The 24,055-nt window shown below is 60.0% G+C and carries 26 protein-coding genes; 10 read left to right on the top strand and 16 right to left on the bottom strand.

Annotation, left to right across the window (positions count from 1 at the left end; genetic code table 11):
• Positions 1-31: 31 nt before the first annotated feature.
• Positions 32-1,768 carry a ubiquinone-dependent pyruvate dehydrogenase gene (gene poxB, locus ACQQCD_RS07850; RefSeq protein ID WP_430267842.1) on the bottom strand — a complete coding sequence of 579 codons (1,737 nt, stop codon included), beginning with the start codon at positions 1,766-1,768 and terminating at the stop codon, positions 32-34.
• 61 nt (positions 1,769-1,829) lie between these two features.
• Entirely contained in the window at positions 1,830-2,426 is a 597-nt protein-coding gene (locus ACQQCD_RS07855) for a phosphoribosylanthranilate isomerase (protein WP_430267843.1), read from the bottom strand.
• 97 nt (positions 2,427-2,523) lie between these two features.
• Here ACQQCD_RS07855 and ACQQCD_RS07860 point away from each other — a divergent pair, with 97 nt between their 5' ends.
• The 4 genes from ACQQCD_RS07860 (at position 2,524) to ACQQCD_RS07875 (ending at position 4,309) form a co-directional block, all read left to right on the top strand.
• Positions 2,524-2,961 (top strand): VOC family protein, encoded by a 438-nt coding sequence (locus tag ACQQCD_RS07860; protein WP_430267844.1) that lies wholly within the window; start codon positions 2,524-2,526, stop codon positions 2,959-2,961.
• 65 nt (positions 2,962-3,026) lie between these two features.
• A complete protein-coding gene (locus tag ACQQCD_RS07865; protein WP_430267845.1) occupies positions 3,027-3,587 on the top strand; it encodes a HutD/Ves family protein in 561 nt (186 codons plus the stop codon).
• Positions 3,588-3,604: 17 nt separating this feature from the next.
• Positions 3,605-3,928 carry a DMT family transporter gene (locus ACQQCD_RS07870; RefSeq protein ID WP_430267846.1) on the top strand — a complete coding sequence of 108 codons (324 nt, stop codon included), beginning with the start codon at positions 3,605-3,607 and terminating at the stop codon, positions 3,926-3,928.
• Positions 3,929-4,309 carry a DMT family transporter gene (locus ACQQCD_RS07875; protein ID WP_430267847.1) on the top strand — a complete coding sequence of 127 codons (381 nt, stop codon included), beginning with the start codon at positions 3,929-3,931 and terminating at the stop codon, positions 4,307-4,309.
• Positions 4,310-4,389: 80 nt separating this feature from the next.
• On the opposite strand, the gene ACQQCD_RS07880 is transcribed toward ACQQCD_RS07875, so the two are convergent.
• Positions 4,390-4,638: a hypothetical protein gene (locus tag ACQQCD_RS07880; RefSeq protein WP_430267960.1), complete on the bottom strand. Its 249-nt coding sequence runs from the start codon at positions 4,636-4,638 to the stop codon at positions 4,390-4,392.
• A gap of 47 nt (positions 4,639-4,685) precedes the next feature.
• Between ACQQCD_RS07880 and ACQQCD_RS07885 the strand changes: the two genes are divergently transcribed.
• Together ACQQCD_RS07885 and ACQQCD_RS07890 are read left to right on the top strand one after the other, a co-directional pair.
• Entirely contained in the window at positions 4,686-4,988 is a 303-nt protein-coding gene (locus ACQQCD_RS07885) for a putative quinol monooxygenase (protein ID WP_430267848.1), read from the top strand.
• A 40-nt stretch (positions 4,989-5,028) separates the two neighbouring features.
• Positions 5,029-5,679 carry an MBL fold metallo-hydrolase gene (locus ACQQCD_RS07890; protein WP_430267849.1) on the top strand — a complete coding sequence of 217 codons (651 nt, stop codon included), beginning with the start codon at positions 5,029-5,031 and terminating at the stop codon, positions 5,677-5,679.
• Positions 5,680-5,761: 82 nt separating this feature from the next.
• Here the strand turns inward: ACQQCD_RS07890 and ACQQCD_RS07895 are convergent, their stop codons facing one another.
• On the bottom strand, positions 5,762-7,483 hold the full coding sequence (locus ACQQCD_RS07895; RefSeq protein WP_430267850.1) for a DEAD/DEAH box helicase: 1,722 nt from the start codon (positions 7,481-7,483) through the stop codon (positions 5,762-5,764).
• 305 nt (positions 7,484-7,788) lie between these two features.
• Positions 7,789-7,911: a hypothetical protein gene (locus tag ACQQCD_RS07900; protein ID WP_430267851.1), complete on the bottom strand. Its 123-nt coding sequence runs from the start codon at positions 7,909-7,911 to the stop codon at positions 7,789-7,791.
• 90 nt (positions 7,912-8,001) lie between these two features.
• On the opposite strand from ACQQCD_RS07900, the gene trmB reads away from it, so the two are divergent.
• The gene (gene trmB / locus ACQQCD_RS07905) at positions 8,002-8,943 is read left to right on the top strand and encodes a tRNA (guanosine(46)-N7)-methyltransferase TrmB (RefSeq protein ID WP_430267852.1); all 942 of its coding nucleotides are present in this window, start codon (positions 8,002-8,004) and stop codon (positions 8,941-8,943) included.
• 20 nt (positions 8,944-8,963) lie between these two features.
• Here trmB and ACQQCD_RS07910 read toward each other — a convergent pair whose 3' ends face one another.
• Both ACQQCD_RS07910 and ACQQCD_RS07915 read right to left on the bottom strand, forming a co-directional pair.
• Positions 8,964-9,731, bottom strand: coding sequence for a MerR family transcriptional regulator (locus tag ACQQCD_RS07910; RefSeq protein WP_430267853.1), 768 nt, complete (start codon positions 9,729-9,731; stop codon positions 8,964-8,966).
• Between the two features lie 99 nt (positions 9,732-9,830).
• Positions 9,831-10,739 (bottom strand): DMP19 family protein, encoded by a 909-nt coding sequence (locus tag ACQQCD_RS07915; protein ID WP_430267854.1) that lies wholly within the window; start codon positions 10,737-10,739, stop codon positions 9,831-9,833.
• Positions 10,740-10,940: 201 nt separating this feature from the next.
• Between ACQQCD_RS07915 and ACQQCD_RS07920 the strand changes: the two genes are divergently transcribed.
• Both ACQQCD_RS07920 and ACQQCD_RS07925 read left to right on the top strand, forming a co-directional pair.
• Positions 10,941-14,429, top strand: a complete 3,489-nt coding sequence (locus tag ACQQCD_RS07920; protein WP_430267855.1) for an SNF2-related protein — start codon at positions 10,941-10,943, stop codon at positions 14,427-14,429.
• 209 nt (positions 14,430-14,638) lie between these two features.
• Positions 14,639-15,169 carry a DUF805 domain-containing protein gene (locus tag ACQQCD_RS07925; RefSeq protein WP_430267856.1) on the top strand — a complete coding sequence of 177 codons (531 nt, stop codon included), beginning with the start codon at positions 14,639-14,641 and terminating at the stop codon, positions 15,167-15,169.
• Here the strand turns inward: ACQQCD_RS07925 and ACQQCD_RS07930 are convergent.
• The 6 genes from ACQQCD_RS07930 to ACQQCD_RS07955 all read right to left on the bottom strand — a co-directional run bounded on the left by ACQQCD_RS07930 (position 15,166) and on the right by ACQQCD_RS07955 (position 20,661).
• A complete protein-coding gene (locus ACQQCD_RS07930) occupies positions 15,166-15,756 on the bottom strand; it encodes a histidine phosphatase family protein (protein ID WP_430267857.1) in 591 nt (196 codons plus the stop codon). The genes ACQQCD_RS07925 and ACQQCD_RS07930 overlap by 4 nt on opposite strands.
• Positions 15,757-15,808: 52 nt before the next feature.
• Positions 15,809-16,234 (bottom strand): heat shock protein transcriptional repressor HspR, encoded by a 426-nt coding sequence (locus tag ACQQCD_RS07935; protein WP_430267858.1) that lies wholly within the window; start codon positions 16,232-16,234, stop codon positions 15,809-15,811.
• Positions 16,235-16,242: 8 nt separating this feature from the next.
• Positions 16,243-17,217: a DnaJ C-terminal domain-containing protein gene (locus tag ACQQCD_RS07940; protein ID WP_430267859.1), complete on the bottom strand. Its 975-nt coding sequence runs from the start codon at positions 17,215-17,217 to the stop codon at positions 16,243-16,245.
• A 94-nt stretch (positions 17,218-17,311) separates the two neighbouring features.
• Complete coding sequence (locus tag ACQQCD_RS07945) at positions 17,312-17,920, bottom strand: nucleotide exchange factor GrpE (RefSeq protein WP_430267860.1); 609 nt, start codon at positions 17,918-17,920, stop codon at positions 17,312-17,314.
• Between the two features lie 2 nt (positions 17,921-17,922).
• A complete protein-coding gene (gene dnaK / locus ACQQCD_RS07950) occupies positions 17,923-19,785 on the bottom strand; it encodes a molecular chaperone DnaK (RefSeq protein WP_430267861.1) in 1,863 nt (620 codons plus the stop codon).
• A gap of 159 nt (positions 19,786-19,944) precedes the next feature.
• Positions 19,945-20,661, bottom strand: coding sequence for a TetR/AcrR family transcriptional regulator (locus tag ACQQCD_RS07955; protein ID WP_430267862.1), 717 nt, complete (start codon positions 20,659-20,661; stop codon positions 19,945-19,947).
• Between the two features lie 151 nt (positions 20,662-20,812).
• Between ACQQCD_RS07955 and ACQQCD_RS07960 the strand changes: the two genes are divergently transcribed.
• A complete protein-coding gene (locus ACQQCD_RS07960) occupies positions 20,813-21,769 on the top strand; it encodes an NAD-dependent epimerase/dehydratase family protein (protein ID WP_430267863.1) in 957 nt (318 codons plus the stop codon).
• 17 nt (positions 21,770-21,786) lie between these two features.
• On the opposite strand, the gene rlmC is transcribed toward ACQQCD_RS07960, so the two are convergent.
• The 3 genes from rlmC to ACQQCD_RS07975 form a co-directional block, all read right to left on the bottom strand.
• Positions 21,787-22,920 carry a 23S rRNA (uracil(747)-C(5))-methyltransferase RlmC gene (gene rlmC / locus ACQQCD_RS07965; protein WP_430267864.1) on the bottom strand — a complete coding sequence of 378 codons (1,134 nt, stop codon included), beginning with the start codon at positions 22,918-22,920 and terminating at the stop codon, positions 21,787-21,789.
• A 119-nt stretch (positions 22,921-23,039) separates the two neighbouring features.
• Positions 23,040-23,516, bottom strand: a complete 477-nt coding sequence (locus ACQQCD_RS07970) for a VOC family protein (protein ID WP_430267865.1) — start codon at positions 23,514-23,516, stop codon at positions 23,040-23,042.
• A 185-nt stretch (positions 23,517-23,701) separates the two neighbouring features.
• Positions 23,702-24,004 (bottom strand): DUF4193 domain-containing protein, encoded by a 303-nt coding sequence (locus ACQQCD_RS07975; protein ID WP_430267866.1) that lies wholly within the window; start codon positions 24,002-24,004, stop codon positions 23,702-23,704.
• Between the last annotated feature and the right edge of the window lie 51 nt (positions 24,005-24,055).

The following is a 24,055-nucleotide window of genomic DNA, read 5'->3' on the forward strand; positions in this document are numbered from 1 at the left end:
CTATTTTGTTGTAGTCCAGTTTTGTTGTGGTTTAGAAAAGCTGCCGCAGGTTAGTTTTCGCCAGATCCAAAAGCTCATCCCCACGGCCGGACATCACTGTCCGGAGTGCGTAGAGCGTAAAGCCCTTCATCTGAGCGGCGGAGATGGCCGGCGGGATGGAGAGCTCTTGGCGGGCCGTGACCACGTCTAGTAGGACGGGGCCGTTATGGGCCATCGCCACAGCCATGGCGGCTTCGAGCTCGGAGGATTTCTCCACCCGAATACCCTTGATGCCCACGGCTTCGGCTAGGGCAGCGAAGTTGGGGTTCTCGAGGTCGGTGCCGTAGTTCACGAACCCGGCGGCCTTCATTTCCAGCTCTACAAAGTTCAGCGAGGAGTTGTTGAATACCACCGTTTTGACCGGCAACTTGTTCTGCGTGAGCGTGAGCAGTTCGCCCAGCAGCATGGCTAGACCACCGTCGCCAGCGAGGGCCACCACTTGACGGCCGGGGTATGCCGCAGCGGCCCCAATCCCGTGGGAGAGTGCGTTGGCCATGGTGCCGTGATTGAAGGAACCCAGCAGACGGCGCTTGCCGTTCATGGTGAGGTACCGGGCGGCCCACACTGTGGGTGAGCCGACGTCGGCTGTGAATACAGTGTCCTCGGCGGCGAAGGAATCAATCACTTTGGCCAAGTATTGCGGGTGGATGGGCTGCCCGTCCTTGGCCGGGGTTGCGAGCTCATCCAGCTTGGCGCGTGCCTTGGCATAGTGCTTGAGGGACGCTTCCAAGTGGGTGCGCCGTTTTTTATGCTCCAAGAGCGGCAGCAAGGCCGTGGCCGTGTCCTTGACAGTGCCAACCAGCCCTAGATCCAGGGGCGTACGGCGGCCCAGTTGCTCTCCCCGAATGTCCACTTGGATGATGGTGGCCTTCTCCGGGTAAAACTGTTGGTACGGGAAGTCTGTGCCGAGCATCAGGAGCGCATCGCAACCCTCCATGGCCTTGTACCCGGAGCTGAATCCGAGCAGACCCGTCATACCAACGTCGTACGGGTTGTTGTATTCGATGAATTCCTTGCCACGCATAGCGTGCACAATCGGCGCACCCAAAGCCTCGGCCAACGCCATCACCTCAGAGTGGGCGCCCTCGGTCCCGGCACCGGCCAGAATCGTGACGTTTTTGGCACCGTTCAGAAGCTCGGCAGCGCGGGCTAATTCGGCGTCGTTAGGGCGAATGATCGGGTGAGTTGCCGAGATAACCGGGGTACGGTGGCTCTGGGCTTCGGCCAAGGCAACATCCCCCGGAATTACCACCACTGCCACGCCGCGCTTCTCAATAGCTGTGCGCATGGCAATCTCCAGAATGCGGGGCATTTGGGCCGGGGTTGCAGCGTATTCCACGTACACACTGCACTCGCGGAACAGCTCTTGCGGGTGGGTTTCTTGGAAGTAGTTGCTGCCTATTTCTTCGCTGGGAATGTGCGCTGCGATGGCCAAAACTGGCACACGAGAACGGTTAGCGTCAAAGAGCCCGTTGATTAGGTGCAGGTTGCCCGGGCCGCAAGAGGCCGCAACCACGGCAAGTTCGCCCGTAAGGGCGGCGTCGGCCGATGCGGCGAGCGCTGCTGCTTCCTCGTGGCGGACGTGGACCCAATCGATGGTGCCGTCTTCGCGGAGGGCATCGGTGAACCCGTTGAGGGAGTCACCGGGGAGCCCGTAGACGCGTTTGATGTTGTTGGCTTTGAGGCTGGCAACAATGTTTTGAGCAATAGTGGGGCGAACAGCTGACACGGGAAGGTCCTTTCAACGGCTGACCGGGCGGACCCTTCAACGCTACTCCCGGAACCGGCGCTTAGGCTTTGGCGGCGGTCACAAATGCGGTGATTTTTTCCGGATCTTTGACCCCGCGGGAGCTCTCAACTCCGGAGGACACATCAACACCCCACGCACCGGCCGTCGAGGCAGCCAAAGCAACGTTGGAATCATCCAACCCGCCCGCCAAAAGCCACTGGCGCCCGGCAACGCCTTTGTCCTTGACGGAGGCGTAGTCCCAGGCTTCCCCGGACCCGGGGACCGCGGCATCCACGAGCAATAAGTCTTCACCACGGTCTTCAAAAGACTCAGAAGGGTCCGCCATGGTGACAGCACGGATGACTTTGAACCCGCGCCGTTGCAGGCCCTCAACCTCGTCCCGGGTGCGTTCGCCGTGCAATTGGATCCAGCGCAGCCCGGCAGCGTAAGCGGCTGCTGCAGCGTCAGCGATGTCCTCGTGACGGAAGACCCCGACGGCGGGAACGGACTGGGGGACTAGGGCCGCCAACAAGCGGGCCGCGTCCGGGTCCACCTGACGCGGGCTGGGAGTGAGAACAAATCCCACGGCGTCGGCACCGGCGTCGAGCGCCGTTGTCACGTCCTCGGCTGTGCTCAGGCCACATACTTTGACGAACATAACGCCCCTTCCGACGTGATTACTCTCCTGACCGTAGCAAAGTTCCGGCCCCACGCTGCTCTGGTGGTGATCTCTGGGGAGGGCTAGCGTGAAGGGCATGGTCATCAAACTAGAAAATGTCGGCATTGCAGTTCGAGATCTAGAAGAAGCAATCGCTTTTTTCACTGACCTTGGCCTGAGCATACTTGGCCGCGACACCGTGAGCGGCGCATGGGCAGAGACGGCTGTGGGGTTGGACGGAAACCACGCAAAAATTGCCTTACTGGAGACCCCCGATGGCAACGGGCGCATAGAGCTCTTTGAATACATCCATCCTCAAGCGATCGAAACTGAGCCCACCTTGCCGAACGAGATTGGTATGCACCGTGTGGCCTTCTCCGTTGACAACATTGAGGATGCCGTGGCCATCGCTGCCAAGCATGGCAGTTACCCGCTACGCGGAATTGCTAACTACCAGGACGTGTACAAACTCAGCTATCTGCGCGGCCCCAGCGGAATCATTGTGATGCTCGCCGAAGATTTGCGCAAAAACTAAGCGCCACTGAGCGCCTGCCCTAGCGAAGGGCGCTACGTGTCATGCCGGGGCGATACGCTGGCTGCATGGAGATCATTCGTTTTGCCGCACTGAAAGCTACGCCTTGGAAGAATGGTGGCGGCATCACCCGAGAAGTCGCTTCACAGCAGGCGCAAAGCGGTGAAGGTATCGACTGGCGGATTAGCTTGGCCGAGGTTTCCAAGGCTGGCCCGTTTTCAGAATTCCCGGGGATGGACAGGGTGCTAACCGTCACTGACGGCGAGCTTCTTCTCCTAGAGGTCGATGGCGAAAGTCACCCGCTGGAGAAGTACCGGGCCTTCCGTTTTGCTGGTGACGTTCCAGCGGCCGCGAGCCTACCCACCGGCGAAGTCCGCGATCTGAACGTGATAACCCGGCGCGGTGCTTTTAAGGGTTTTACGTCCATTATTGAACTGTCGAAAAAGCGCGCTCACGCCGTTTTCGCCGGTCAGCACGCCATTCTGCTGCACGGCCAGGCTGACGTCTCCGCTGCGGAGGAGACCGAAAAACTGGAACGGTACGACGCCGTCATCGGCGCTGACGAAAACCCGCCGGAAATCTTGGGGCGGGGTTTCTTGGCAGTGGTGAGCATCGACCCTCTCGATTAGGGGCTGTAAAAATCCTTATGCCGTGGATTATTTTGATTGCGGCCGGCGCGCTTGAGGCAGTGTGGGCAGCCGCCTTGCACCGGGCCTTCTCCGCTAAGGGCCGCGCCCGGATTCTGCCCGGTGTGGTCTTCCTCGCCGCCGTGAGTGCGAGCATGGCAGGTCTGGCGATCGCGATGCAGAGCATCCCCACTGGCACCGCATACGCGGTGTGGGTGGGGGTTGGTGTGGTGCTGACCAGCGCTTACGCCATGGTCACCCGCGTAGAACGCGCGACGGCGGCACGCATGGCGCTGCTCGCCGGGATCCTTGTGTGCGTGGCCGGGCTCAAGGTGGTGGCCTAAGTGGTTAAGAGTTCACCGGGGCTGGGGCTTCCGTGGCTGATTCTGCTGGGTAGCGCTCTGCTGGAGGCCGTGTGGGCCACGGCCTTGGGCGCTTCGAATGGTTTCACCAACCCGGTTCCTACTGTGGTGTTTGCCGTGGCGGCGACGGCTAGCATGTTGGGACTCGGTTTTGCCGTGCGCCGGATTCCGTTGGGAACCGCCTACGCGGTGTGGGTGGGGATCGGTGCAGCACTGACTGTGGGCTGGGCAATGGTTACCGGCGCCGAATCGGTCAGCGTCCTCAAACTTGTTTTTATTGCCGGGATTGTGGCCTGTGCGGCCGGGCTCAAAGCACTGCCCACCAAAAAGCCTGAGGAGCCTGCTGAGTCTCCCCACCTTTAAAGCGAGACGACGGCGTGTCCCGGGGACACGCCGTCGTACTTGCCCTCTGCTCAGCAAAAGACGGGGAATCTCAGCGGAAGCTAAGCCTTGCGGGCTTCGCGGACCAACTCGGCGCAACGCTCACCGATCATCATGGTGGTGAAAATTCCGGCCTCCCACCACTGGGTAGAGGTCTGTGTCATGGGCTGCTTGGCCTCCCACTGGATGACACCTTCCGGGTGGTCCTGCAGATGCTCACCTACGCCGGGAGAGTCAACGCGTACCGGTTGGAGAAATTGATGCTCTTTTGAGCCGGTGGAAGAAAGCGCGTAGTGGACGCGTTGCATCATGTGGGTACGCGTCGCCGGACCGTTCCCCGAACACCTCAAGGAGCCTTATGTCTGCCATTGTGCACTTCGAAGTTCAGATCGATCCCGCCCGCCGTCATGAGGCAGCCGAGTACTTGGCCAAAACTCTCGCCGCTACCCGTGCTTGGCCCGGAAACCAGGGCATTGAGGCGTTAGTGGATGACGCTGATCCGTGCCACATTTTGGTGGTTGAAACGTGGGCTACTACCGAAGATCACGGTAGCTACGCAGCATGGCGGCAAACCCCGGAGGGTAAAAACACCTTGGGTGAGATCCTCGCCGCACCACCGGTCAAGCACGTATATTCCAACACCGTGCCGCTGGGCCTGTAGCTAGGTCCGGCGTCAGCAGCCAGAACCTAGACTGACTCTTATGGACTCCTTGCGCTACGAGCTACCCGAAGTCACTATCCGCAGCATTTCCGTGGGCGAAATGGACAACAACGTTTACCTGCTGACCTCCCGGAAATCAGGTGCCCAAGTGTTGATTGACGCCGCTGATGACCTTCCAGCGATTCAGCAGTTGTTAGCCGACGGGGCGTCTGATGCTGCCGCGGATGCCCAGCTGGCGCTGATCGCCACCACGCATCAGCACTGGGACCACGTGCGGGCTCTGGCGGGCTTGGTGGCCGCCACTGGTGCTAAAACAGCTGCTGGAACTGACGACGCCGATGAGCTGCCCGCTGCCGTGGACGTGCGCCTGGAACACCAGGACGTGGGTACGTTTGACGGCTTTGAGCTCACCGCGGTGCACCTGCGTGGACACACACCCGGTTCGATCGCCTATGTGTACCAGGATCCTGCCGGGCCGGCTCACATTTTCTCGGGAGACTCCCTGTTCCCGGGCGGCGTCGGAAATACCGACAAGGACCCGGAGCGCTTCGCCTCGCTTTTGAAGGACGTGCGCGAGCGGCTCTTCGACGTCTACCCGGATGCCACACTGGTTCATCCCGGCCACGGGAAGTCCACCACGCTTGGCGCCGAACGCCCGCACCTGGATGAGTGGCAAGAACGAGGCTGGTAGAGAACCTCACCACTCGTTAAACAAGTGCCCCCGCTGAGCTTCCGTAGAAGCTCAGCGGGGGCACTTTTATGGTTCGTGGACCTTAGCGGCCGCGGCGCTCGTTTGAAGCCGGGGCCGACGCACGGCGCGAACCACCGCGGGCCGGGCGGCCTGCGCTGGAGCGTCCGCCGCCGTTGCCGGCCGCCGATTTCCCGGCACCATAGGAACCGCCCGATGTGCCTCCGGTTGCGGAGGACCACACTGAGCGGTTGCCTGAGGCGGAACCGGCACTAGCAGCACCAGCTGCTCGCTGTCCGGTAGCCGGGCGGGATCCGCGCTGCGCCGCGGGGCGCGAAGCGGAAGAAGGAACGTCGTTGCGGTGAGTAGCCCCAGCCGCGGCGCCGCGAGTGCGCGGCGAGCGAGCGACGTCGTCGTTCGCTGCCGCACGACGTTCGCTGCGGTTAATGTCCGTGCGCGGCTTCTCTGCAGAAACCTTGCCGCGACCGTTACGGCCACCACGGCCGCCAGCAGTGGGTGCGCCCTGAACGGAGCGGCGAGCGCGCTTGCGCTGTGCGTTAGCGCCAGTGGAACTTCCGCCACCCTGCGCCGGGGCCTTAGCTGCGAGCAATGCTGCGCGGGTGCGGGGATCAATCTTGTCCGCAACCTCACCAACCAGCTGTGCAATCAGCGGCGAGTTGGCAGTGACACGCTCAAAACTCACATCAACGCCAGCAGCTTTCATGAGCTTTTTGACGTCAGACTGCTGCTCCGGGAGGGTCAGCGTGACAACTGTTCCGTCCGAACCGGCGCGAGCCGTACGGCCGGAACGGTGCAGGTAGGCCTTGTGCTCTGTGGGCGGGTCAACGTGAATGACTAGCTCAACATCATCAACGTGGACACCACGGGCAGCAACGTCCGTGGCCACAAGTACACGAACGTCACCGGAGGAGAATTCCGCCAGGTTACGGTCGCGAGCATTCTGCGAAAGGTTTCCGTGAAGGTCGACGGCGGGAATGCCGGCGTCCGTCAGGGTCTTGGCCAGCTTGCGGGCGTGGTGCTTGGTGCGCATGAACAGCACACGGCGGCCAGCGCCCGAAGCGAGCTCAACGATGACCTGCTTTTTGACTGTCTGATCGTTGACCACCAGCACGTGGTGCTCCATGGTGGTCACGGCGGCCTGAGGGTCATCCACAGAGTGGGTCACCGGCTTGGAAAGGTAACGGTTGACCAGTTTGTCAACACCGTTATCCAAGGTGGCCGAGAACAGCAGCCGCTGTCCCTGGCTCGGAGTCATGTCCATCAGTTTCTTGACTACCGGGAGGAAGCCAAGGTCAGCCATGTGATCGGCTTCGTCCAAAACGGTTACTTCTACGCCCTCAAGCGTCAGGATGCGCTGCTTGGCCAAGTCCTCAAGACGGCCGGGGCAAGCAATAACAATGTCAACACCAGCGCGCAGCGCCTTTTCCTGACGTGCCTGAGAAACGCCACCGTAGATAACCGTGGTATTCAGGCCCATGGCCTTCGCCAACGGTTCAATGGTGTTGTTGATCTGGGTAGCCAACTCGCGAGTCGGCGCCAAAACCAAACCCATGGGGCGGCCCGGCTTGCGGAAGTACGGTGCTTCACGTTCGGCCAGACGCGCTACCAGCGGGATAGCGAATGCGATGGTTTTACCTGAGCCTGTACGGCCTCGGCCAAGTACGTCGCGGCCAGCCAATGTGTCCGGAAGCGTCTTGACCTGAATGGGGAAAGCTTCAGCAATTCCGTCCGCCGCGAGGGCGTCAGCAATGGCTTTGGGCGTGCCGAGGGCAGCAAAAGTAGTCATTTAGAAAGGGAGTTCTTTCTGGCAATCACCCGGGACAGAGTTGAGCCCGAAAAATGGGCTCCAACAGTGTTGGGTGTTCGGCCCCCGTGCCGGTTGGCTCAAGGGTTCGCCGAGGAAAAGTCAGTGTGATCAACCCGGTTCTGGAATTACCAGTGGGGACCAATAGAACGCGTTCATCGACGCAGGGCATGCCATCTTGCACACCAAGTAAATACAGCTTAGCATCTGGGCGCCCTGAACCCTATTCGGGCACGTTTCACCGTCTAATGGACTATTCACCCCGTCATTCAGAGGTGAATAGTCCATTAGAGGGTGACATTCCGTCCGGCGGCGGCAAAGGCGGCGAACACCAGGGCGCAGGCGCCGAGGGAAACCAGTACAACGTCGCGGTGAAAAATGCTGGTGGTGTTGGGCCGCTGCTCAGCCATGGTGCCCAATAAAGGGTTCGGCGGGGATCACAAGCGGCATCCCTCCAGCCTACCCGTGTCACTCCCCCGCTGGCCGGTATTCTGGAGGGGATGAGTGAATCCCCAGAAGCCCCTGAAACTAGTGCGCCCACCGCGCGTCCCATCACCCCCGGGACGCAGGCCTCCTTTGGAACTTATGGTGGCCGGCCGGTGAGTTTTGTGCGCCGCGGGACGCGTTTGCAGGGTCGCCGCCAAACCGCGTGGGAAGAGCATGCTGAGCGTTGGGCTGTTGATGTTCCGCGGCACGTTGCCTCTACATCGGTGCACCCGGATTATGTGTTCGACGCCGAGGCGGAGTTTGGGCGGGTTGCTCCCCTCATTGTTGAAGTTGGCTCCGGTTTGGGCGATGCCGTATGTCACGCCGCCGAGCAGAACCCGGACAAGGACTTCCTGGCGATTGAGGTCTACACGCCGGGCTTGGCGAACACCATCATCAAGATCAACGCACGTGGTTTGACCAATGTGCGGGTGGTGGAGGCCAACGCGCCTGAGGTGTTGTCTACGATGCTTCCGGCAGGCTCGGTCAGCGAAGTGTGGGTGTTTTTCCCGGATCCTTGGCACAAATCCCGTCACCACAAGCGCCGCCTGATTCAGCCCGAGTTCGCGGCCCTGGTGGCGCGGGCGCTGGCGCCCGGAGGCGTTTTCCGGATCGCCACCGACTGGTCCAACTACGCGGTGCACGTGCGCGAAGTGATGTCCGCTGCCCCCGACTTTGAGAACATGCACGACGGCGAACGCGCCGGCGCTGACAGCCCCCTCACGCAGGTGTGGCAGTCAGGTGTGGAGACGGTGGTGGGCGGCGCACCGGTGAAGGAAGGCCGCGCTCCCGTAAGTACCGAACACACCGGCCCCAACGAAGGCGTGGATGAAGTGGGCGGCTGGGCTCCACGTTTCGAAGGCCGAATCCACACGAGTTTTGAGAACAAGGCTCACGAGGCTGGCCGGCTGATCTTCGATCTCGCCTACCGGCGATCGGCTAACGCCGAAGACTAGGTCTCCGGGCCCGCCTGCCTCTACCGGAGGTTCGCCTCTGCCCAGAGTTGGATCGCGTTCCGAATGATCTCAGCGTTGGCCTGGCCACCGTACGTGGCGGCGAAACGTGCGTCCGAAACGTAGAGCTGCGACAACCCCGTGTAGCTGTTCTTATCTGGTGTGCGGCCGTTCCAGTGGTCGGTCACCCACTTGTGGTGCTCTCCCACAATTGCCTGAAACTCTGCCGACTCCGGGTCCACACCTGACTCTGCTGCTTTGCGGAGGGCAGCGTTGACGTCCAAGCTGCGTTCGTCGTCGGCCTTGCGCTCTTCCTCGGTCATATCGTTACGGCGCTTAGCGCTGTTCTCCCAAGCGGCGTCGCCCCAACGCTCGCGCACTTCGCTTTCATACTGGCTCTGATCAAAGCCGGCAAATACCTCTTCGATGCTCATTTCTTGGCCTTCCTGGACTGCGTGAAGTGTCTGCCTTACCACGGCAATTTGTTGATTGGTCCGGTCTCTGCGCTCTTCAAGGAGCGTGAGGTGCGCTTGAATCGTCTCGGCGAGCGATTCGTCGTCGTCGAGAGTTTTCTGGATCGCCGCGAGCGGTAGCTCAAGCGCGCGCAAGGAGAGAATTTTGTAGAGCCGCGAGAGCTCGGTTTCGCTATAGAAGCGATACCCGCTGCTCGCCACCCGTGAGGGGTGAAGCAAGCCGATCTGCTCGTAATGCCGGAGTGTGCGGCTAGTCAGTCCAGTGGCCTTAGCCACCTCTTTGATTGACCACTCCTGCATGGTGTTGTTCTCTGCCATGCTTCAAGCATTCCAGTTGACGTAACGGCAGAGTCAAGGGGCGCAGCGTGTGTCACGCTGCGCCCCACACTCAAACTCCGGTGACCAATGCGCCAGCGATTACGCCTTGACGCTCTCGTGGGCCTCGGCGGAGTCCGCGGAATCGTCGTCGAAGTCCTCAAAGTCATAGTCTTCGTCGTCCTCTTCAAACTCAACCGCGGCGATGATCTCCTGATTTTCAGGGTTGATCATAAACGCTTCGTCCTCTTCCTCGATCATCACAAAGTCGCCGTGATCGGTGGTGAAGTGCCACGCGAGGACCGTACCGCCGTCGTGCTCGTAGTTCGGGTCGCCACTGTTAATCTTGATCAATTCGTAGCCAGCAACATCGCAGAGTTCGCGGATGATGATCTCGAAGTCCGGAGCATCGGCGAGCGCCTCCTCAGCGGCCTCCGCACGTCGATCCTCAATGTCAGCAACCTTGGAAACGCGCTCAGCGATGTGCGCCTCAAGCTCAGCTTCCGGAAGAACCACAAGGCCCTCCTGGCCCTTGAGCCACGCGGCGTTCAAGGCAATGATGTCCTCTTCTTCGAGCGTTGATTCAAACTCGTCGTCGAGCGATTCCATCTTCTGGACGGCCTCGTTAGGCTCGCCATCTTCGTCCTCAGCGTCGCCGTCAAGGTATGCCTCTGCGTCTTCTTCGGAGAGGTCATCAAAGGTTTCGGAACTGCGGTTGAACAGCTCCAAGTGCTTCGCCGCACCCATCTCTTCCAGACCTTCGCGCACGTATTCGTCTACCCCGTCGCGGTCGCCAGAGGTGAAAACGTACTGGGCGAAACCGCCACCGAGGGCCTGGCTGAGGTAGAAGTCAACGTAGTAGCTGCGCAGAGCGTTCTGTGCGATCTCGTCTTCGCCCAAAAATTCTTGGTACATGGCATTCACAACTGTGACGTTGCCGTCCACAACTTCTTCGTTGCCGGCGGCGAGGCTAGCCTCGGTCAGTACTACGGGGAGCTGATTGCTGGTCATCGAAAATCCTCACTGCGGTTCAAACAAATTGAATCTAGGGACACCTCGAACTTACGCCCGGGCCGTGCCACACGCCGGATGCCCCCGGTGATGCCCAGGTGAATGTTAGGTGAAGTGTCACCTAGGGCACTGGCAGTGCTTGAAATTGCCAAGGCTACTAGGATTGAAAGGATTAGCGTCAATCTGTGGGAGGAACGCACAGTGAGTTTGTCCAGTAGTTCTCAACACGAACTACTCACGCATGTGCCCAAGATCCGCCCCGTGTCCGTCCAAGCCGGTATTGAATATGCCCGGGACGGCCGAGTTTCTGAGCTGCACTTTGAGCCGGACACCGGATTGTTGACCGGCAAAGTCAACGGAAACTCCACCTACCGTTCCACGGCCAAACTGATCCTGCTCGACGACGGCACTTGGACTTGCAGTGTTGGAATATGCAGTTGCCCGGTCCGTCAAGACTGCAAACACATCGCGGCGTTAATTTACGCCGCTGAGGAGAATCCCGTTATAGGCCGTGAACTAGGTGCCATTGCTGCAGTTGAAGAATCTGCCACAGAAAACTATTGGGAGTCGGGACAAAAGAACGTTCCTCAGGAAGCCAACTCACGCTGGGAAGAAGCGCTTTCGGTGTTACTCCCCCAACGAGCGGCCCCTACCCCGCAATTTGGCACACCTCTTGGGCTGATGTTTGAACTCGCCGATCCGGAACCCGTCTTCAGCTACACCGGACGCTCCGGCTCCACTGCGAGTTCTCGCCGCGCAGCACGCCCCGCCTCACAAGCACAAGAGGGCCCCATCCTGCGTGCCCGCCCCGTGGTGAAAGGAGCCAAGGGCAAATGGTTGCGCACCGGCATCGCGTGGAACAACCTCAACTATTTGAACTTTGGCCGCAAGTATGACGAAGCTCCGCTTGAATGGCTAATCGAATTTTTAGCCGCCCACTCCGGCCAACAGCGCCAAGTCCAAGCACCTGCACAGTGGCTGGAGATCAACAACTTCGCTGGCCGCAACTTCTTTAGCCTTTTGCGCAGCGCCCACCAATCCGGCATCACTTTGATGCACAGTGGTGCCTCAGGTGAGTCGGTGTGGGTAGCTAGCGACCCTGCCGCCGTGGAGCTGGAACTGCACCGCTCAGATTCCGGCGGCCTGGACGTGGTCCCTTCAGTGGAAGTGGGCGGCCGGGCAGTTGATCCCAGCACCTTAGGTATCGTTGGCAATCCCGCTCACGGACTTTTTATCCGCGGCGGAACCGGCACCGACTCCTCAAACTCAACAGCCGACGTCGGACTGACCTTGGTGCCGCTGGATGAGAGCACCTCCGCCCAGTTGCTTTCCTTCGCCACTGCGGGACGTGCCGTGCACGTGCCAGCGGCGGACGAGAACCGATTCCTGACGCAGTTCTACCCACGTCTTCGGCAGAACGCGAAAGTTGTGGCCGCCGATGAATCAGTGGAACTGCCCAGCTACGGCGCACCAACGCTCTCCCTATTAGCCAACTACGGCAAAGACCACCGGCTAGATCTGCACTGGGAATGGCACTACACCAGCGGTACCAAAGAAGTTTCTCTCCCGCTTCGTGCCGAAGACACCGACCCCGGTTACCGTGACGAATCCGCTGAGCAACGCATCCTCGATTCGATGGGCCCCCTTTGGAACACGGTTCCTGGCTTGGCGGAAACACCGAACGGGGTCTGGGGTGAGCCTCGACTTTCCCCCACGGCCACACTCAAAGGCCTAGACACCATGGAATTCACCGAGCGGGTGCTGCCCGGACTAAAAATGGTGGACGGTCTAGAAGTAGATGTTGCTGGCGAGGTTGCCGACTATCGCGAGCCCGAAGAAGCCCCGGTGGTCAAGGTCAGCACACTTCCCACCCAGGACGGTGACTGGTTCGATCTAGGCATCATCATCACTCTTGAAGGCGAATCGGTCTCCTTCGCCGCAGTGTTCTCAGCCCTCGCCGCAGGTCACACCCGAATGTTGTTGCCCAGCGGTGCCCACTTCTCGCTAGACCTGCCCGAACTGCACCAGCTCAAAGACCTCATCGATGAGGCACGAGCCCTGCATGATCTTGGGCCGGACAAGTTGCAGATCAGCCGCTTCCAGGCCGGATTGTGGGAAGAATTTGAGCGACTGGGCATTGCCGATCAACAAGCCGCCCAATGGCGCGCAGCCGTTTCAGGCCTACTGCGCGGTGGCCCACAAGAGCCCCTTCCCTCCCCCGAAGGCCTCAATGCTACACTGCGCCCCTACCAGCTCGAGGGCTTCAACTGGTTGCGCTTCCTCTACGACCACCAACTCGGCGGAATCCTTGCCGATGACATGGGCCTGGGTAAGACACTTCAAACTTTGGCCCTACTGTGCTCGCTAAAAAATGATTCAAAACTAAAGAACGACGCCGGAACCACCGGCAGCAGAGACCTCCCGGTGGGCCTGAACCCAGCGCAGCGGTCAGCACCATTTTTGGTGGTGGCACCCACGTCCGTGGTGGGCAACTGGGAAGCTGAAGCGACCCGCTTTGCTCCCGGACTGAAAACAGTGGCAGTCAGCGAAACCTTCGCCCGCAGTGGAGAGAACGCATGCGAACTGTTTGACGGCGTGGACCTAGTCATCACCTCCTACGCACTCTTCCGGATTGATTACGACTCCTACGCGGCAGGCGAGTGGTCAGCACTGGTGTTGGACGAGGCGCAGTTCGTCAAAAATCACCAATCCAAGGCTTACCAGTGCGCCCGGAAACTTCCTGCACCGTTTAAGTTGGCGATCTCCGGTACACCGCTGGAGAACAACTTGATGGAGCTGTGGTCGCTGACTTCGATCGTGGCGCCGGGGTTGTTCTCGAGCCCCAAACGATTCGCTGAGTACTACCAAAAGCCCATTGAACGCGGTGGAAGCCCGGCGTTGTTGGAGAAGCTCAAGTCCCGGATTCGTCCTTTGATGCTGCGTCGCACCAAGGAACAAGTTGTTCAAGAATTGCCGCCCAAGCAGGAACAGATCCTAGAAGTCGCGCTGAATCCGCGGCATCAGAAGGTGTACCAAACGCACCTCCAGCGGGAGCGTCAAAAGATCCTGGGCCTGCTCCAGGACATGAACAAGAACAGGTTCACCATCTTCCAGTCCCTGACGCTGCTGCGGCAATTGAGCCTAGACGTGACTCTGGTTGATCCTGCCCTGAGTGCTGTACGCTCCAGCAAGCTCGATGTGCTTTTTGAGCAGCTAGAGGACGTGATTAGCGAAGGCCACCGGGCCCTGATCTTTAGCCAATTCACCGGTTTCTTGGGCAAGGTCCGCGAGCGGTTGGACGAACAAGGTATTCAGTACGCCTATCTAGACGGTGGCACTCGCAACCGGGCTAGCGTCCTCAAGGAATTCAAAGAGGGTGACGCTCCGCTGTTCCTGATCAGCCTCAAGGCAGGTGGATTTGGGCTCAACCTGACTGAGGCTGATTACGTCTTCATTCTGGACCCGTGGTGGAACCCTGCTAGTGAGGCGCAAGCTGTTGACCGGACGCACCGCATTGGCCAGGAGAAACGCGTGATGGTGTACCGGCTGGTTGCCAAGGACACCATTGAAGAGAAAGTTATGGCGCTCAAGGCCAAGAAGTCCCAGTTGTTTATGGATGTGACCGGCGGCGAAGAACTCTCCGGAGCCGCCCTCAGTGCCGATGACTTGGCCGGGCTGTTCATCGACTAGCGCGTCGGAGTGCTGAGACTCCCCGCTTTTTGGCTCCCCCACCGGCGTTTCGCCGCGAAACGCCGGTGACGTCCGGCGTCGTACTCTAAAAAGCGGGGAAACTCGGCGGCGCAAGCCTTGGCAATCATGGGGAGTGCTGCCCATCGCGGGCGGATTTCGCCGCCGGTAGGCTACTGCGTGAAGTCACCCAAACACTCCTAGGGGGAAAAGTGAGCTACTCACAGCCGTACAACACCGTTCCAACACCCGGCGAAACACCACTATGGGCGCCACTCTACGGTGCCAACATCAAAGTCGCAGTCCAACGCGTCTTCAAAAAGTACGCTACCTTCAGTGGCCGCGCGAGCCTGAGCGAATACTGGTGGTGGATACTGGTCAACTTCCTAGTAGTCCTGGTCCTGTACATTGCGATGATTATTGGCGCTGTGGCCACAGCCACCCCGAGTGCCAGCGGTTACGGAACAAACCCCGGCCCCGGTGGACTGGTGGGAGGCCTGCTGCTTTTGCTGTGGGCCCTGGCAGTTGTTGTTCCCAGCCTGGCCGTTCAGGCCCGCCGTTTGCATGACGCCAACTACTCCGGCTGGCTGATCTTGCTGGGATTCGTTCCCTTCCTCGGCGCGATCGCGGTGATTATCTTGACCGCGATGCCCAGCAACCCGGCAGGCCAGCGATTCGACGAGCCCGGCTACCAAGCGGGCCCCGGATACCCGGCTCCGAACTACGGCCAGCCCACTAGCTAAGCTGCTAGCTCGGCCCGTTCACCGTTGAAAAATTCGATCTCCCAGCCAGCAGAACCATCGTGATTTTGCCGGTGGTGAGCCACATTTAGTACAGCATTTTCAATGCCCGGGAGTTCTTGTCCCAAAGCCTTTCCAAGGCTCAGCCGCAAGAGCGTCCCGTGCGAGACCACCAGGATTCGCTGGCCAGGAAAATCTGCAGCGAGTTCTTCGAGGGCGCAGAGCCCACGGCGCGCCGTGGCTTCTGCGTCCTCGGCCTCTTTAAAGCCACCAGGGATTCGCATTGCTTCGAGTTCAGGTCCCGCTTGCAAGCCTTCGGCCAAACCGTAGTTCCGCTCCTGCAATGCTTCACGCCGGGCTGTCACGCTCAGTCCCAAACCGTCAGCAATTAGATCAGCCGTTTCGCTGGCCCGGGACAGCGGCGAGGAAACCACAACGTCCCATTCATAAATGGACAGGGCGGCTACCGCGTCGAGAGCTTGCTGCCGTCCGACGTCGTTCAGTGGAATGTCTGCACTACCTTGAAGGCGACGTTCCGCGTTCCAGTCAGTTTGGCCATGGCGAATGAGGGCGAACGTTGTGCGGGTCATGGAATCCATTCTGCCGGGGACAGTGCTCAACGGCGCATTCCGGCTCAGCAAACTACTTTTGCGGACGCCAAACGACGACGGCTTGGGACCTCGGGCGCGGGCGTTGACCTCGCGCTAGGGAGACAACGTCGCCTGCAACTCCCGCAGCAAAAACTCGTGAGGCGTCGGGGCGTTGACGGCGCTGGGCGTTGCGTAGTTCATCGCTCAACTCGCTCACACGCGACCGTAGGGCCGCCACCTGATTTTCTAGCTCCAATATGCGTTTGATTCCCTCAAGGGACACACCGGATTGGGACAGTCGCTGAACTTCACGCAACACGTCAACGTCATGCTGCGAATAGCGCCGCGACTTTCCGGGTGCACGTCGGGGGGATACCAAACCCATCCGGTCGTACTGGCGCAGGGTTTGGGGATGCATCTCCGCCAGTTCGGCCGCCACAGAGATGACGAACAGTGGTTGATTTGCGTCCAGTGCCATAGCTATACCTACAGCCGTGCCTTGGCGGCCAAGCCTTCGCGCGGATCCGCGTCAGAAGTGGCTTCAGCAAAGGCTTTGACCGCCGCGGTGGCGTCCTCGTTGAGGTTCTGTGGAACTGCGACGTCGATCGTCACCAACAAGTCACCCTTACCTTTAGAGGTCGTAACACCGCGGCCCTTGACCCGCAGGGTCCGGCCCGAAGGGGTACCGGCCGGGACGCGAACCTTGACTTGTTCGCCGTCGATGGTGGGAACATGAATGTCCGCACCGAGAGCTGCCTCGGGGAAGCTGACTGGGACGTGGATTCGGATGTTATCGCCATCACGGGTGAAAAAGGCGTGCGGCTTAACATTCACGGTAATGATTAAGTCCCCGTTGCCTGCCTGGCCCGGGTTTCCCTTGCCGCGTTGGCGAACTTTTTGTCCGTCCTTGATGCCAGCGGGGATCTTCACGTCAATGATGTTGCCGTTAGCTTCGCGGAGACTAACAGTGGTTCCTCGCATGGAACCGGCGAACGAAATGCTGGTGCTGGCAGTCCGGTCCGAGCCCTTGGTAGGGGCCTGCTGGAAGCCACCTCCGAACCCGCCGCCGCCAAAGAGGTCAGCGAACTCGGGCGGAATGCCACCGCCACCGTTGCCGAAACCGGCTGGCCGGCGGCCACGCTGGCCACCGAACATGTCCCCAAAGAGATCTTCGAATCCGGCGCCGCTGGGGCCGCCTGCGCCGCCGGGGGCAAACCGAGCACCGCCACCCATGGCACGGATTGCGTCATATTGCTGACGCTCATCCTTGTCACTCAGGACCGAGTAGGCCTCCGAGACGTCCTTAAATTTCCGCTCAGATTCAGCATCGCCAGGATTGGTGTCCGGGTGATACTTCCGCGCGAGCTTGCGGTAAGACTTCTTGATGTCGGCGTCGGACGCGTCCTTGGCCACCTCGAGGATGGCGTAGAAGTCTTTCTCAACCCAATCTTGACTGGCCAAGGGCGTTTCCTTTCATTCCTGTGTGCCGAGTTGGCAGTTCACGCCAATGTTTGGAGCAAACATCAGCGCGAACTGCCAACTCGATGGCGTTTTACTAAGCCGGTACCGCTACGATGACTTGCGCCGCCCGCAGCACCCGAGTTCCGGTTTTGTAACCGGAACGGAGCACTTGGCTCACGGTGTCCACTTGTACGTCCTCGCCAGGTTGCTGGATGAGGGCTTCGTGGATGGTCGGGTCGAACGCCACACCGGTCTCGTCAATGCGTTCCAGTCCGTAGACCTTGAGAGCATTTTCGAGCTTAGTGGCGATCGAGGCGAATGGTCCGTCCGCGAGGTCGCCGTGCTGCCGCGCGGCGTCAACATCATCCAGGACTGGAAGCAAGGAGTTCAGGACGCCAACAACGGCCATCTCTCCTGCCACAGCCCGGTCACGTTCAACGCGCTTGCGGTAGTTGACGTACTCAGCTTGGAGGCGGAGCAGGTCATTTTTCAGCTCGGCGGCCTCTGCAGAGGACGCGCCTTGTGCTACCGATTCCTCGGCGGGAACCTCCACCCCGTTGAGGATGTCCTCGGCCTGGCTGAGGGCATCGCCTTCGCCAGCTGCCGGGGTTTCCTCGGTGGGGGTGCCGTCGATGTTTGCCGAAGCGTCCTCTTGCTGGTGACCGGAAGAGTTGTGCTCTTCTTCGTTACCGTGGTGAGGCATGGTTACTTCTTTTCGTCGGTGTTGTCTTCGTCGATGACTTCGGCATCAACAATGTCTTCCTCCGGTGCGGAGGTTGCACCCTCGGCGTTAGCCGAATCTGCTGCACCTTCAGCGCTGGCCTGAGCGTAGATGGCTTCACCCAACTTGCCCTGGGAAGCCTGAAGCTTCTCGAAGGCGGTCTTTACGGCGGTGTCATCGGTGCCCTCGAGCGCGGACTTGAGCGAGTCGACGTCGGCCTTGACTTCAGTCTTGACCTCTTCGGGGAGCTTGTCGTCATTCTCAGCGATCAACTTGTCTACGGAGTAGGCGAGCTGCTCTGCGGAGTTACGAACGTCGGCTGCCTCACGGCGAGCCTTGTCCTCGGCTGCGTGCTCTTCGGCTTCCTTGACCATACGGTCAATGTCTTCCTTGGAGAGGCTGGATCCACCGGTGATGGTCATGGACTGCTCCGTGCCGGTGCCCTTGTCCTTGGCGGATACGTGGACAATACCGTTTGCGTCGATGTCGAAGGTGACCTCAACCTGCGGAACGCCGCGCGGAGCCGGTGCAATACCGGTCAGCTCGAAGGTACCCAGCGGCTTGTTGTCGCGGGTGAATTCGCGCTCACCTTGGAAGACCTGGATGGACACGGACGGCTGGTTGTCATCTGCCGTGGTGAAGGTCTCGGACCGCTTGGTGGGGATGGCCGTGTTGCGCTCGATGAGCTTGGTCATCACACCACCCTTGGTTTCGATACCGAGGGAGAGGGGGGTGACGTCGATCAGGAGAACATCCTTGCGCTCACCCTTCAAAACGCCGGCCTGCAGTGCTGCACCAACTGCAACAACCTCATCCGGGTTAACGCCCTTGTTCGGTTCCTTACCACCGGCGAGGTCCTTGACCAGCTCGGTGACGGCGGGCATACGGGTGGAGCCACCAACCAGAACGATGTGGTCGATGTCGCCAACCTTGATGCCGGCTTCAGCAATAACGTCGTTGAACGGCTTGCGGGTGCGCTCCAGCAGGTCCTTGGTGAGGTCCTGGAACTTGGCGCGGGTCAACTGCTCGTCCAAGTGAACCGGGCCGTCGGGGGTGACGGAGAGGTACTGGAGGGAGATGTTGGTGCTGGTCGAGGAGGAGAGTTCCTTCTTGGCCTGCTCTGCGGATTCGCGCAAACGCTGCAGGGCAATCTTGTCCTTGGAGAGGTCAATACCCTTGACCTTCAGCTGGTTCAAGAGCCATTCAACAATGCGGTTGTCCCAGTCGTCGCCGCCGAGGCGGTTGTCACCGGAGGTTGCACGAACCTGAATGGTGGAGAAGTTGTCTTCGTCCTTACCAACTTCCAGGAGGGAGACGTCGAAGGTTCCACCACCGAGGTCAAAGACCAAGATGAGTTCGTCTTCTTTACCCTTGTCCAGACCGTAAGCCAGAGCAGCAGCGGTGGGCTCGTTGACAATACGCAGCACGTTGAGGCCCGCGATTTCGCCGGCTTCCTTCGTGGCCTGACGCTCGGCGTCGTTGAAGTATGCGGGAACGGTGATCACAGCGTCGGTGACCTTTTCGCCCAAGTAGGACTCGGCGTCGTTCTTCAGCTTCATCAGCGTGCGAGCGGAGATTTCCTGCGGGGTGTACTTCTTGTCATCGATGGCGACGGTCCAGTCGGTGCCCATGTGGCGCTTGACGGAAGCGATGGTGCGATCAATGTTGTTGACGGCCTGGCGCTTGGCGATTTCGCCAACCAGAACTTCGCCGGACTTGGAGAATGCCACAACGGACGGGGTGGTGCGCCCACCTTCAGCGTTGGCAATAACGGTGGGCTCGCCACCTTCGAGAACAGAAACGACGGAGTTGGTGGTTCCGAGGTCAATACCTACTGCACGGGACATAAGGTGCTTCCTTCTTTCTTGGAAACTCGAGGGCGCCGGCCGAAGCCAGGCATTTCGAGATCTTGAGCGATCTGCACTCAACTTTACTCACGTCAGAAGTTAAGTCAACTCAAAGTTGAGTGAAGATGACTCAACTTTGCTGACGGCGAAATCTCTTGGCTACTTTGACGGAAATCCCAAGCTGTTCGCCCACTCATTGAGGTGGTGCTCAAAGAGCTCATCAAGGGCTTCGAAGGTTCCGGAGCCATATTGGCCGAATACTTCAAAGCTCACGGCACCGAATATTCCAGTCCACACCGAGCTTGCTCGCGCCAGCAACTCCCCTGGCAGCTCAAGGCCCAGCTCGGCACAAATTCGCTCCATGTCACGCGCAAGAGAAGGAACGACGGCGGCACTTGCCACGGCGCTCAGCTCACCTTTCCGGTGGGCAGCGTCGAGGATGCCGATCAAGCGATAGACCACTCGAGTTCCGGGGACGGTGGTTCTTTCCGCGGGCGCGGCATATCCCGGAACTGGACTTCCGAACAGAAGTGCATAGCGCGAAGGCTTGGCCAACCCCCAAGCCCGAACCGCTCGACCCACCGCTTGGAAGCGGTCCCGTGAATCACTCTCCGGGAGTGCGTCCACCGCTGCATCCACTGCATCACCGAGCTCATTGTAGGCGTCAACCAAAAGCAGGGTTAGTAGCTCATCCCGGCTTGCCACGTAGCGGTACACGGCAGAGGAAACCACACCCAAATCCCGGGCCACGGCACGCAAGGAGAGGGCGGCGGCGCCATGTTCAGTGAGGTGCCGGCGGCCAATCCGGAGGATTTCGAGTTCGGTGTGTTCGCGAGCACTCGCCCGCGGAGATTTGGGGGCATCTGTGGCTGACATTGCCCTATCGTCGCACATAATGCAGCCAAATTGAGAGCACTGCTCTTGACAATGCTCCAAGTCAGTCGCACGCTTAATCGAGAGCACTGCTCTCATCATCACGTGGCCGCTTGGTCACGTGGCCGCTCATTCAACAATTCGAAGGAACGTTATGTCGCAAACCCCAGCAGCCCCGCACAACCCAAAGCTCAGCATTGTCACAGGCGCTGGCCCCGTGGGCTGGAGCGTTGCCGAAGCGCTTGCCGCAGCTGGCACTCACGTCCGGGTTCTCACTCGCTCCGCCAGCGGCCCCGATCACCCACTCATCGAAAAAGTGGCCACGGATGTCTCAGACCCGGCTCAACTAGCCGCTGCATTTGAGGGCGCGGGCACCGTATTCCACTGCATTCACGCCAGCGCCTACACCGCCAAAGCGTGGGCAGCCCAACTCCCCCAGACCGAGCAAACGGTGATGGATGCAGCGGCAGCCGCGGACGCCGTCGTCGTTTTCCCGGAAAGTTTGTACTCCTATAACCAGAGCAACACGGTGATGACCGAGGATGGGCCACGCGCCGCCCAAGGTGGGAAGCGCGGGATTCGGACTGAATTACTCAAAGCCCGCACAGCCCATCCGGCGAATACCGTCTCTGTGGTGGCCGGCGACTTCTTTGGCCCGCGGGTTAAAGTCGCTCACGCCGGGGACCGGATGGTGCCGCGGATCCTGGCAGGCAAAGCTCTGAACCCACTAGGTTCCGCGGATCAGCCGCACTCGTTCACCTACGTTCCAGATTTGGCGGCCGCCATGGTGGCCGTGGCGAACCGGCCAGAGCTTTGGAACACCGTTCTGCACGCCCCAACGGGCCCCGCACTCACGCAACGAGAGCTCGCCAAGGCCTTCGCAAGCGCCGCCGGCGTCCCACTCCCCACGCTCCGGGTCATCCCAGGATGGATGGTTCGCAGCGGCGGACTGGTCTCCACGGATCTGCGGGAAATCGGCGAACTCCTCTACCAATTCACCAAGCCGTTTGTGATGGACTCTTCACGCAGCGAAGCCCTGCTGGGATTCAAAGCTACGGCGTTCCCGGATGCTGCCGCAGCAACAGTCGCTTGGTGGAAGAGTGCTGCGTAGCCGCTGGTGGAAATCACTTAGTTAGCTCGCTCGAGCAAAACCATCACTTCGTAGTGCTTGGTCTGCGGAAACATGTCCAGAACTCGCGCACGCCGAGGGGTGAATGACGGCATGGCCTCAAGATCCTTGGCCAGCGTCACGGCGTTGCAGCTGGAGTACACCAAGTGCTGTACGGTCGAGTTCTCCAGCCAGCTCGCCAGTTCTGCGCCGATCCCGCGCCGCGGCGGATTCACGATCACCAGTTCAGGGACATCGCCCTTATCCGCTGCCACGGCGAACGCTGTTGCGTCACCAGCCCTAAAATGCGTGCCAGTGAGTCCCGCTTCGTGAGCGCTGAGCTGGGCACTAACAATCGCTTCCTCGCTCAACTCGATTCCGGTGACTTTCCGGTGGAGCGCGGTGCTGTGCAGGGCGAAGCCTCCCACCCCACAATAGAGGTCCCAGATCGATGCCGGGTTTGCCTCGTTGACCCACTCGCGGCCTTGCCGGTAAAGGGCAGCAGCGATCTCGGTATTGGTTTGGAAAAAGCTTTTAGGCCGCAAGTGCAGATTGACGTCATTGACCCGCATTCGGAGGGTGGACTCGCCAGTGAGGACGATCTCCTCCTCACCCTCAAGCACCGCTTTGTGCTCCGGGAGAATGTTCGCCGTAACCACTCGTAGCCCGGGAATCGCCTCCAGTAGTGCGGGCAAGTACTTACTAATTTTACTCACCAGGTTGGTGCTTCGCAGGACAAAGCGCAGCATCAGCTCTCCGTCTGCGGACTCGGTGAGCAGAATGTACTTGAGCTCGCCCCGGCGCTCCGGAACGCTGTACGGGGTCAGTCCTGCCAAGGTAATAAACGCCGAAATGCTTGGGAACGTTTCTCGCAGGGCAGGCGAACACACGCCACACATACGCAGATCCACACCATTTCCGGCGCGGTCCAAAATACCGATGGTTGGTTCCTGAACGCTCCCGGCAATCACCATTTTGGCTTTGTTGCGGAATCCATCCTCACTGCTGGCAACCGCAGGCAACCACTCAATCTCCCGATGCCCACCGAGCAAGGAGCGGCAGTGACTCTCTTTATCCGCCAGTTGCTCCGAATACGGTTGGCCCATCAGGGTGCATGAAACGCATGTGCGCGCGTCGAAGTAAGAGCACTGCATGCGGCCAAACCCGTCCTGACTCGAGGCAAATCTGGGTCTACGGACCCCAGCGAACAATTTTACCCACCAGAATTCAGTGGTTCATCCCGCAGTAAACGCCACCGCTGCGCTCAAGGCGACTACTCGCCGTCGTACGCTTTTTGCAGCTCGGCGATGTCCAACTTTTTCATGCCCATCATGGCGGCCATGGCACGCCCTGCGCCGTCCGGATCCGGGCCAGAGATGAGCCCCGGCATAGCGGAGGGGACCACCTGCCATGACACCCCAAACTTGTCCTTGAGCCAACCACACTGACTTTCTTGGCCTCCGTCAGCTGTCAGGGCGTTCCAGAAGTGGTCCACCTCGGCTTGATCGGCACAATCGATCGAGAAGGACACCGCCTCGGAGAAGGTCAACATGGGCCCGCCGTTGAGCGCAATGAACTTGGTCCCATCGAGTTCAAAGTCAACGGTGAGAACCGTCCCGGCCGGCAGTGGCGCACCTTCGCCGTAGCGGCTGACGTTGAGGATCTTGGAATTCTTAAAAAGTGAGGCATAGAAATTCGCTGCGACCTCGGCCTGATCATCAAACCAGAGACAATTACTGATCTTGGACATACCCGCTCCTCGCTGGGGTCCGCGAATCGGACCGCTCCGTTGAGGGTAGGCGCGGCCACTGACAGTATCAACGCCTTGACCTTTAATACTGCCCGCTTAAACGCCAACGACGCCGGGCACCAGCCCGCCGTCGTTGTGTCACCGCAGTCCCACTCACCTGAAAGTGTGAGCGTTCAGCGGAAGTCCTAGCCTTCGCACTCCACGCAATATGCGTGACCATCTTTTTCGCGCGCAATCTGCGAGCGGTGACGGACCAAGAAGCACGAGTAGCACGTGAATTCATCGGGCCGCTCAGGAATGACCACAACGGTCAATTCCTCGCCGGAAAGATCGGCACCCGGCAGCTCAACACCGTCGGTTGTGTCCGCTTCATCAAGCTCCAGCACAACGCTGCGAGCGTCTGAGGAGCCAGCAGACTTGAGGGCCTCTAGCGACTCATTCTGGATCTCTGCAACGTCGGATCGCACTGCATCGTAGTCGGTTGCCATGTGTGGCCTGCCTCTCATCGCTTCGGAGCAACGGTTCGGGGCTCCGGAGAA

The organism is Pseudarthrobacter sp. J1763, assembly GCF_050490295.1.
Classification (GTDB): Bacteria; Actinomycetota; Actinomycetes; order Actinomycetales; family Micrococcaceae; genus JBNPEO01.

Coding starts and splice junctions, on each gene's coding strand:
- ACQQCD_RS07890 (WP_430267849.1), top strand. CDS start 5,029: ATGGACTCCTTGCGCTACGAGCTACCCGAAGTCACTATCCGCAGCATT.
- ACQQCD_RS07910 (WP_430267853.1), bottom strand. CDS start 9,731: ATGGCAGAGAACAACACCATGCAGGAGTGGTCAATCAAAGAGGTGGCT.
- ACQQCD_RS07865 (WP_430267845.1), top strand. CDS start 3,027: ATGGAGATCATTCGTTTTGCCGCACTGAAAGCTACGCCTTGGAAGAAT.
- ACQQCD_RS07960 (WP_430267863.1), top strand. CDS start 20,813: ATGTCGCAAACCCCAGCAGCCCCGCACAACCCAAAGCTCAGCATTGTC.
- ACQQCD_RS07860 (WP_430267844.1), top strand. CDS start 2,524: ATGGTCATCAAACTAGAAAATGTCGGCATTGCAGTTCGAGATCTAGAA.
- ACQQCD_RS07930 (WP_430267857.1), bottom strand. CDS start 15,756: ATGACCCGCACAACGTTCGCCCTCATTCGCCATGGCCAAACTGACTGG.
- ACQQCD_RS07855 (WP_430267843.1), bottom strand. CDS start 2,426: ATGTTCGTCAAAGTATGTGGCCTGAGCACAGCCGAGGACGTGACAACG.
- ACQQCD_RS07900 (WP_430267851.1), bottom strand. CDS start 7,911: ATGGCTGAGCAGCGGCCCAACACCACCAGCATTTTTCACCGCGACGTT.
- ACQQCD_RS07975 (WP_430267866.1), bottom strand. CDS start 24,004: ATGGCAACCGACTACGATGCAGTGCGATCCGACGTTGCAGAGATCCAG.
- ACQQCD_RS07935 (WP_430267858.1), bottom strand. CDS start 16,234: ATGGCACTGGACGCAAATCAACCACTGTTCGTCATCTCTGTGGCGGCC.
- trmB (WP_430267852.1), top strand. CDS start 8,002: ATGAGTGAATCCCCAGAAGCCCCTGAAACTAGTGCGCCCACCGCGCGT.
- ACQQCD_RS07915 (WP_430267854.1), bottom strand. CDS start 10,739: ATGACCAGCAATCAGCTCCCCGTAGTACTGACCGAGGCTAGCCTCGCC.
- ACQQCD_RS07895 (WP_430267850.1), bottom strand. CDS start 7,483: ATGACTACTTTTGCTGCCCTCGGCACGCCCAAAGCCATTGCTGACGCC.
- ACQQCD_RS07945 (WP_430267860.1), bottom strand. CDS start 17,920: ATGCCTCACCACGGTAACGAAGAAGAGCACAACTCTTCCGGTCACCAG.
- ACQQCD_RS07880 (WP_430267960.1), bottom strand. CDS start 4,638: ATGATGCAACGCGTCCACTACGCGCTTTCTTCCACCGGCTCAAAAGAG.
- rlmC (WP_430267864.1), bottom strand. CDS start 22,920: ATGCAGTGCTCTTACTTCGACGCGCGCACATGCGTTTCATGCACCCTG.
- ACQQCD_RS07970 (WP_430267865.1), bottom strand. CDS start 23,516: ATGTCCAAGATCAGTAATTGTCTCTGGTTTGATGATCAGGCCGAGGTC.
- dnaK (WP_430267861.1), bottom strand. CDS start 19,785: ATGTCCCGTGCAGTAGGTATTGACCTCGGAACCACCAACTCCGTCGTT.
- ACQQCD_RS07955 (WP_430267862.1), bottom strand. CDS start 20,661: ATGTCAGCCACAGATGCCCCCAAATCTCCGCGGGCGAGTGCTCGCGAA.
- ACQQCD_RS07870 (WP_430267846.1), top strand. CDS start 3,605: ATGCCGTGGATTATTTTGATTGCGGCCGGCGCGCTTGAGGCAGTGTGG.
- ACQQCD_RS07885 (WP_430267848.1), top strand. CDS start 4,686: ATGTCTGCCATTGTGCACTTCGAAGTTCAGATCGATCCCGCCCGCCGT.